2 protein-coding genes and 1 pseudogene are annotated in these 3,457 nt (G+C 70.9%); all 3 read left to right on the top strand.

Features of this window, described 5'->3' with window-relative positions; translation table 11 throughout:
* On the top strand, positions 1–1,478 hold a 1,478-nt coding region (locus tag K8V84_RS06725), incomplete at its 5' end, for a serine/threonine-protein kinase (protein ID WP_304071832.1).
* A 100-nt stretch (positions 1,479–1,578) separates the two neighbouring features.
* Entirely contained in the window at positions 1,579–2,253 is a 675-nt protein-coding gene (locus K8V84_RS06720; RefSeq protein WP_304071829.1) for a uracil-DNA glycosylase, read from the top strand.
* A 133-nt stretch (positions 2,254–2,386) separates the two neighbouring features.
* A pseudogene (locus K8V84_RS06715) lies at positions 2,387–3,457 on the top strand (hypothetical protein); the annotation flags it as partial.

Here is a 3,457-nt window from a genome sequence, read left to right as displayed (position 1 = left end):
ACTCCGACGAGGTCGCGGCCCGGTTCCGTCGCGAGGCGCGGCTAACCGCGCGATTGGCGGGGCACCCCAACGTGGTGATCCTGCACGACTTCGGTCACGACGCCGGGGGCGTGGTGTTCACGGTGATGGAGCTGGTGCCGGGGCGTCCGTTGTCGGAGGTGATCAAGGGCGACGGCCCGTTGCCGATCGACCTGGCCGCGTCCTTGGTGTCGCAGGCGGCGGCGGGGTTGAGCGCGGCGCACGCCGCCGGGATCGTCCACCGGGACGTCAAGCCGGGCAACCTCATGGTGATCGAGGACGGCCCCGACGGACCCGGGTTGAAGGTGTTGGACTTCGGTATCGCGGCGGTGGTCGCCGCGACCCAGAACGATCGCATCACCCGGACCGGGCAGGTGATCGGCACCCCGCTGTACATGCCCCCCGAACAGGTGCGCGGGGACCGTGTCGACCGGGCCGGGGACCTGTACTCACTGGGCGCCATCCTGTACCAGTTGCTGACCGGCCGACCCCCGCTCCACAGTGACCGACCTCTCACCGTGCTGCGCATGCACCTGAACCAGGATCCCCGACCGCCTTGCGAGCTTCGCCCGGAGATCCCGCCGGCGCTGTCCGAACTGGTGACGCAGATGCTCGCCAAGAAGCCCGAGCGGCGACCGGCCGGGGCCGGGGAGGTGCGTGACCGTCTGGCCCCGTACCTGCCGTACCGGCCCGCTCCGGTCCCGCTCACCGAGCCGGTGTCCGCCCTGCCCCGCACACGGGAGGAACAGCCGGAGATCAGCGGCGACGCGCACCCGATCCGGCTCACCGCTCTGGTGGACGCCGCCAGGGACCGTGTCGAGGAGGGCGACTTCGACACCGCCGCCGAGGAGCTGCGCACCCTGATCCCGCTGCTGCGTGCGGTGTACGGGGCCGACCACCCGGACACGCTGCGCGCCCGGCGTCGGGAGGCGTACGCGACCGGTAAGGGCGGCGACCACGGCGAGGCGGTCACGGGGTTCGAGACGCTCCTGCCCGACCTGATCCGGGTCTACGGGACGCGCCACCCCGAGACCCTGGCGGCCCGCTACTACCTGGCCACCAACGCGGGCAGGGCGGGCGACCACGTCCTGGCCGCCCGCACCTTGGAGGCGCTCCTGCCCGACCTGGTGGCGGTCGGTGGCCCCGACTCGACCAAGGTGCTCACCGCACGCCTGTACCTGGGGTTCGAGGTGGGCGAGGCCGGTGAGACGGGCCGCGCGGTCGACCTGCTGGGCGCGTTGATCCCGGACCTGGCCCGGCTGCGCGGCGCGGACGCCCCGGTGACCCTGCGCGCACGCCACTACCGCGCCGCCTACCTGGGCTACGACGGCCGTCCCGTGGAAGCGGTGCGCGAGTACGAGGCGCTGCTCGCCGACCACGTCCGCATCCACGGGGAAGAGGCCGAGAGCACTCGCGGTGTTCGCACCCACCTCGCCCTCTGGCGCTCCCACACCCCCTGACCCACCGGGCCCTGAGGATTCAGCGGCCGATCATGCGAAATCCGCCGTCCATCGGCCGAATCGGACGCGGGTGTCGGTGGTGGGCACTAGTGTTCTGCCCATGTCAACCAGGGACCTGAACGAGATCATGGACAGCGGTTGGGCGAAGGCGCTGGAGCCGGTCGCCCCGCGAATCGCCGAGATGGGCGACTTCCTCCGTCAGGAAGTGGCCGCCGGCCGCACCTACCTGCCCGCGGGCGACCACGTCCTGCGTGCCTTCCAACAGCCCTTCGACCAGGTACGCGTCCTCATCGTGGGTCAGGACCCCTATCCGACCCCGGGCAACGCCGTGGGGCTCAGCTTCTCCGTCGCCCCCGGTGTGCGCCTGCCGGCGAGCCTGCGCAACATCTACAAGGAGATGGTCGAGGACCTCGGGGTGCCGATGCCCTCCAACGGCGACCTCACCCCGTGGACCGAGCAGGGCGTGCTGCTGCTCAACCGTGTGCTCAGCGTGGCGCCCGGCAGCCCGGGTTCACACCGGGGCAAGGGCTGGGAGGCCGTCACCGAACAGGCCATTCGCGCCCTGGCCGACCGCGGCAAGCCGCTCGTGTCCATTCTGTGGGGGCGCGACGCCCGCAATCTGCGACCGATGATGCCGGGGGTCCCCTGCGTGGAGTCCGCCCACCCGAGCCCGATGTCGGCGCGTAACGGTTTCTTCGGCTCCAGGCCGTTCAGCAGGACCAACGCGTTGTTGGCCGAACAGGGCGCCGAACCGGTGAACTGGCGGCTGCCCTAGGCACTCCCATCCCCTGGGAGCCCCCGCGCAGATTCCACCCTCGAACACGAACCAGCCCACGGACTCGGTGCCTCCCCCGGCACCGGGTCCGCCGCGTTCCACCCCCTCGAACCCGGAAAGGCCACCCCCGGTTATGGCGAAACGACTCGGCTACGAAGACGCGCTTCGAACCCTCGGCGAGAACGACTCGGAGGTCCTGGACCTGGCGGAGAAGCTCGCCGACGGCGGGTTGGGGTTGATAGGTGTCCCGGATCTGTTCGGGATGCGCGGCGCGCTGGTGGGCAAGGGGCTTCGGGCCCTGGAGGGGATCCGCGGCAAGCTCAAGGGCCAGAGCCGGATGTCGCGAACGGAGAAGATCGCGGCCGCCTACCAGGTCCTGGTGATCACCTCCTTCTTCGAGGGGGCCGAGGAGGCCTTCCAGGAGGTCGGCCTGCCGTTCGGGATCGACGAACTGGAGATCACCGCCCAAGAGCAGTACACGCTGCTGGGTCGGCACCTGAACCAGGGCACCCGGCTGCTGTTCCCCTTCACCCACTCGGGGGCGAGCCGCGCGGGGATCGACTGGCCGCTGCACCGAACCGGCGCCACGCACGACTTCACGTCCTTCGTCTTCGGACTCGCCGTGGCCGAACGGCACGGGTTCACCCCGGACCACCCGCTGACGGAGAAGTTCCAACTGTCCCTGGCCCGCCACGCCTCGGCCCGGTTCAAGGAGGGCGTCCTGCGGTTGGGGGCCGACATCCCCGAGTTCGCCATGTGGCTGCACACCACCGAACGCGAGCGCGATCGGCGGGAGATCGGCACCGGTCTGGCCGACCTTCACGAACAGCTGACCCGGATCGGTTCGGACCGCCCCGTCTCGCGGCGTCGACGGGAACTCTCCGCCTCCTACCAGGCGGTGCTCAACCGTCCCGTGCTTCGATCGGACGAGGTCCCGCCCGGTCTCACCCTGCCCTCGCTACGGGAGGCCTACATTCCCCCGCGCGGGCGCATCACCCTGACCAACGGCGGCAGCTCCCCCACCCTCGACCGCTGGTGGCGGGAGTTCCCCGTCCAGGACGACCTCCAGGCCCTGGTGGCCTCGTTGATCACGCATCCGCGCGCCACCGAGTACCCGGTGGTGGTCCTCGGGCATCCGGGCGCCGGCAAGTCCAAGTTCACCGAGATGCTCGCCGCTCAGCTTCCCCCCGCGGACTTCCTGCCC

The sequence above is a fragment of the Nocardiopsis listeri genome (genome assembly GCF_020741345.1).
Taxonomy (GTDB): domain Bacteria; phylum Actinomycetota; class Actinomycetes; order Streptosporangiales; family Streptosporangiaceae; genus Nocardiopsis; species Nocardiopsis listeri_A.
This window is presented reverse-complemented; position numbering and strand designations above follow the sequence as displayed.

Bases quoted from the DNA above. Each gene is read 5' to 3' on its own strand.
- K8V84_RS06720 (WP_304071829.1), top strand. From the start codon at position 1,579: ATGTCAACCAGGGACCTGAACGAGATCATGGACAGCGGTTGGGCGAAG.